The organism is uncultured Sunxiuqinia sp., assembly GCF_963974515.1.
GTDB lineage: Bacteria > Bacteroidota > Bacteroidia > Bacteroidales > Prolixibacteraceae > Sunxiuqinia.
Genome location: NZ_CAXBDD010000164.1, coordinates 1 through 5,089, shown reverse-complemented (window position 1 = coordinate 5,089; position 5,089 = coordinate 1). Strand labels below are relative to the sequence as shown.

The following is a 5,089-nucleotide window of genomic DNA, read 5'->3' as shown; positions in this document are numbered from 1 at the left end:
TTAAGCGAATCAGCAACGGCCAGAATTACACTGAGCGGAGTCCTGAACTCATGGGTGATGTTGGTGTAAAGACGATTTTTGGCCTTGTTAATTTCCTTTTGACGAAGGGCTTCCTGATGCTCCAACTTCGTAAACATGTGCTGCGCATATCCGGCGAAGAGAAAAATATAGCTTGTGATGGCCATCAGGTTCAGTCCAAAATAGAATTTGTTTTGGGTGCTTGTCAGCAGATTTTTCCCTTCAAACTGATCGTCGAAAACAATTAAGAAGATGATACAGGCAATAAATAGCGAGTAAACTGAAATCATCTTTTTAAGATTTTTGAAAACCAGCGTTTTTAACACCGGAGCGCTTCCCAAAAAGATAATTCCTCCGCTGGAGAGAAGGCCACCCATTGCTGCCGTGTAAAAAGTAACGATGCCGATGGTTAAGAGTTGTTGCAAAAGAATGTGGTGCTCTACTTTCGTGAAAATTCGTGTGGCTATGAACGACAAGGAGCCTCCCAGTAGCAAGAAAGTGAGGCAATATTCAATCATGATTGGCGTACGCAGGACCGTGGCGATAATCAGGAGAACAAAAACGAGACTTAGGGCAACAAGTGACTCAACCAGAAAATATTGGTGTAAGGCAAGTTCAGTCGGGCTTTTGTCCTTACCTACAAACTGCTGCTCGCAAAATTTCTGTAGTATGGTCAATACCTCGAATCTCATGACAGTGGAATTGATTTTTATTTCAATCGCCCGAGTTTATATACGTACAAGTCAATATTTTGATTTCCAATTCTACAGGTTAAAATGAGGCTGAACGCTGACACCTGTTTCAGCCTCATCTTGTCTTTCTATTCTTCTGTCGGAAAATCATTGGAAAGCGCAGTCCAGACTTTTCCGAGGCGATTATACAGGCTGCTTAGGTGAGTGCCATCGTAGCTTTCAAACTGATGCTTGATGTGTAAATCGGTTAATTGCTGGTGCAGCATTTCATTTGGTAAATACATTCCAAGTTCGTCGTTTTTTCCGCAATCAAAATAGATTGATTTCAGCTGGCGCAGACCGCGCTCGTATTCCCGAGACAGAGCCATGAGATTCTGAGAATCAATTTTTGCCATTAAGTCCGGATCAATTTGTGGTTGACCTTCAACATAAGTGTAAGGAATATCGCACAAGTATGGCGGATTATCAGGATTTGGCAGCCAGAATTGACCCAGCGCGTAAGCGGTGTTTGTCATGAATTTGAACGGCTCCATTGGAGAATAAGGAAGTGGACCAGCCGGTGCTCCTTGCTCTTGCCAAATCATCTCTTCATAGGCTGAGTAGATGGCAATTTGCTCAAAGTGGGCTTCCATGAAATGGGCAGGCGACAATGCTCCGACATACCTGAACACACGCGCATGCCGCATGCCCATGTTAAATGCGCCATAGGCCCCCGCGCAATGACCGGTAATCGCTCTCCAGTTGAAATGAGGAATTGTTCTGAGATTCTCGTCGATAAAGGCGGTGAGATCGTTGACAATGAAGTCTTCATAGTTTCCCAGGATGTCGGAATTGAGGTACATGCTTGGCCCAAACAGAGTCCGGGCGTCGGGCATCACAATAATTGACTCCCGCATTCCCGCTTCACTCATCAGCCTGTTGGCCCATTGAACAAAACCATCTTGCGAAAAGTCAACTGGCGCTGCTAAGTTGGCGTAGGTGAAGAAATTGTCGAAGGGCGCTTTCTCCATGAGCATATTTCCCCAGGCAGGCATGCCATGCAGAAAGTAGATCACCGGGAATCGTTTTTCGGGACAGGAGAAGTATGATTTGGGAAGATAAACAGCCACATTTCGCAGGGCAGGATCGCCGACCAGGTTTCCTTCGAGCGAAGGACTGTGGACCTGGGTGGTAATGACCGTCCCTTCGGTGAGACCTTGCGGGACAATAATCGCGCTCTTGGTTTGTGTTCCAACAGCGGGCTCTTCGTCAGGAAGCAGATCTTGTTGACAAGCCATGACGAAAAAGACCATCATCAGGACGTAGAAAAATGATTTTGTTTTCATAGCATGTTGATTTAAGGTTTTTAACTAACCCTAAATTAGCATGCGACGTGGGAAGTCATTTCCTGAAATTTCCCTCCTTTTTACTGATACTTCTCAATGCTTCACCTGACAGTGAAACTGCGGGATCTCAATCGGGATATACCTTTCGAATACATTAAGCGGTTAGTTCTACCCGGTTTCCCTCCGGATCTAAAATAACCGACTCATAAAAGCCATCGCCGGTTGTTCGTGGTTCGCCAACAACTTGGAAACCATCTTTTCGAAGTTGCTCGGTAAGCTCATCAACTTTTTGTTTTGAGCCAAGCTGGATGGCAAAATGAGTCAATCCTGTAAACTGTTTTCGAGGATCGTTTTTTGACTTTGGGATGCCTGGCATTTGCATCAATTCAATGGAGCAATCTCCACCAAGGGTGACGAAATATGATTTGAAGTCGCGGGAGTGGTTAAAGTAGGCTTCTCCCGAGCTGGCATCGAAATAGTGGATATAAAAATTCCGCATTCCTTCCAGGTCAGTGGTCCAAATCGCAAGGTGTGAAATTTTCATCGCTGAATTATTTAAAGGGTTAATAAGGTTTCATTCATATTCCATTCCTGAAAAAAATGTTCCAGGTAATTTTCCATAAACAGATGACGCTTCACGGCAATTTTTTGTCCGGTTTTCGTATTCATCCGATCTTTCAGTAATAACAGCTTTTCATAGAAATGGTTAATCGTTGGAGCGTTCGATTTCTGATAATCTGAAAAGCTGGCATGTATTTCCGGTTGGACATTTGGGTCGTAGATCAGGCGGTTATTATGCCCGCCATAGGCAAAGGTGCGGGCAATACCGATTGCGCCCATGGCATCCAGCCGGTCCGCATCCTGAACGGCACAGGCTTCCAGTGATCCGGGGGTGGTGTCGACTTTGCCTCCCTTAAAGGAAACTTCGTCAATGATTGTTTGAATTCGAGTTTGCTCGGGCGCGTCTAATCCCATTTGCTGCATCCATTTCAATGCTTTCGATCCGGAGTGGGAGGCCAGTTTCCAGTCATCCAGGTCGTGCAGTAGGGCCGCCATTTCAGTGAAAAAAAGGTTCGCACCTTCTTTAATTGCAATTCGTTGCGCCATTTGCCATACCCGGTAAATGTGCCACCAGTCATGTCCGCTGCCTTCCCGCTCGAAATTAGATCGGATATAGTCGGCTGTTTCCTGTATAAGTTTTTCCTTTTTCATCGCACAATCAAAGCTACATATTTCTGTTGATTTGTATCTAACGAATCTGCCTTTTGAACAGAGATTTAATAACAAATTGTTCAATTTTTTATTTGTGTGGCACCTATGAAAATGGGTTAGTATTTTTTACAACATACGACCGTTAGGTCCTGCGAGCGCTAAAACATGTTAAAAAGCGTTTGCATGTCATAGAATTGTGTATTTTTGCTGATCTTTAACGGCTTTATCTTGTTGTAGAGGGTGTTATGATGGAGGGACCACAGATATGGAAGAAATGAAAAAATTGACGATGCCGGCGATGTTGCAGGCCAGTTTCATGAATTTTGCCAGTCAGAATTCATTGAGTTTTGTGGGTGAAGAAGTTAAAACTTACAGCCAATTACAAGCTGAAGTTGAGGCATTGGGAACATACCTGAGAGGACTTGGAGTACAAAAAGGAGCCAAGGTTGCGATACTAAGTACGAATATGCCCAATTGGGGGGTGGCTTTTTTTGCCGTCGCGGCCATCGGTGCCATTGCCGTTCCAATCCTGCCCGACTTTCATCCGGCCGAAATTCGAAATATCATTCAGCATGCAGAAGCGGAAGCTGTTTTTGTTTCCGAAAATTTGATGAACAAGCTGGAGCAGGAAGAGTACCCCATGCTCAAGGTTATTCAGATTGAAACGCTGAAAGAGCTAAATGCCGAGGATTATCCGGCAGTAGCGGTTGAAACGCCCGATGTCTTTCAATATGCCGACGTGGACGAGGAGGATCTTTTATCGATTATCTACACTTCCGGAACAACCGGCAAATCAAAAGGGGTCATGTTGACCCACAAAAATATCGTTTGGACTGCAAAACAAAGCCGGACATTACAATTCATTGACACCTCCGACCGGTTTATGTCTGTTCTGCCACTTTCGCATACCTTTGAAAATACACTGGGTCTGATTTTTCCGGTGATGTTTGGTGCATCGGTTTATTATCTTCGAAAACCGCCCACAGGCCCGGTGCTGTTGCCAGCCCTGCAGGTAGTTAAGCCAACCATTATGCTGGTTGTACCACTGATTATAGAGAAAGTATACAAGGGAAAAATATTGCCGCAAATTAACAGCAAGGCCATTACCCGGGCGCTATACAAGATCAGGCCGTTTCAAGTTCTACTGAGCCGAATTGCGGGTAAAAAGCTTTACCAAACGTTTGGCGGTGAGTTGAAATTCTTCGGAGTTGGCGGAGCGAAATTAAATGATCAGGTGGAGCGTTTCCTGATGGATGCCAAATTTCCACTGGCGATTGGCTACGGATTAACCGAAACTTCGCCCTTGCTCGCTGGAGCAGTAGGGAAAAATGTTCGCTATTTGTCAACCGGAATTCCGATGGAAGGCGTGAAGTTGCGCATTGGCAATGCTGATCCGGCTACGGGCGAAGGCGAAATTCAGGCCAAAGGTGAAAACGTGATGAAAGGCTACTATAAAGAACCGAAACTGACCAAGGAGGTTTTTACCGAAGATGGTTGGTTTAAAACCGGTGATTTAGGCCGTTTCGACAAGTCGGGACTTTTGTATATCCGCGGACGGATTAAGAATATGATTGTGGGATCGAGTGGTGAAAATATTTATCCCGAAGAGATTGAGTCCTTAATCAATCGCATGGAATACGTGCTGGAGTCGTTGGTTGTTGAGAAGAAAGGCCGGTTGGTGGCTATGGTGCACCTTAATATGGAAGAGATTGAACAGCGGGTTAAGAACATGAGATCGATGAAAGATGAAGCCGTGAGCAAAATCAACTCCCGTGTCGATGAGATTCTCGACGAAATACAGCAAAAGGTGAACGAAGAAGTGAATAAATTTTCGCGCATTCA

Annotated in this window: 5 protein-coding genes; 1 reads left to right on the top strand and 4 read right to left on the bottom strand. The window is 44.9% G+C overall.

The annotated features are described in order from the left end of the window. The 4 genes from AAC033_RS18225 to AAC033_RS18210 form a co-directional block, all read right to left on the bottom strand. The coding region (locus AAC033_RS18225; protein WP_339740808.1) for a hypothetical protein at window positions 1–710 on the bottom strand (710 nt) is incomplete at its 3' end. A 128-nt stretch (window positions 711–838) separates the two neighbouring features. Beyond that, window positions 839–2,035 (bottom strand): alpha/beta hydrolase-fold protein, encoded by a 1,197-nt coding sequence (locus AAC033_RS18220; RefSeq protein WP_339740806.1) that lies wholly within the window; start codon window positions 2,033–2,035, stop codon window positions 839–841. Window positions 2,036–2,189: 154 nt separating this feature from the next. Then, the gene (locus tag AAC033_RS18215) at window positions 2,190–2,579 is read right to left on the bottom strand and encodes a VOC family protein (RefSeq protein WP_339740804.1); all 390 of its coding nucleotides are present in this window, start codon (window positions 2,577–2,579) and stop codon (window positions 2,190–2,192) included. A gap of 11 nt (window positions 2,580–2,590) precedes the next feature. Beyond that, window positions 2,591–3,247 carry an HD domain-containing protein gene (locus AAC033_RS18210; RefSeq protein ID WP_339740802.1) on the bottom strand — a complete coding sequence of 219 codons (657 nt, stop codon included), beginning with the start codon at window positions 3,245–3,247 and terminating at the stop codon, window positions 2,591–2,593. Between the two features lie 274 nt (window positions 3,248–3,521). On the opposite strand from AAC033_RS18210, the gene AAC033_RS18205 reads away from it, so the two are divergent. Then, the coding region (locus tag AAC033_RS18205) for an AMP-binding protein (protein ID WP_339740800.1) at window positions 3,522–5,089 on the top strand (1,568 nt) is incomplete at its 3' end.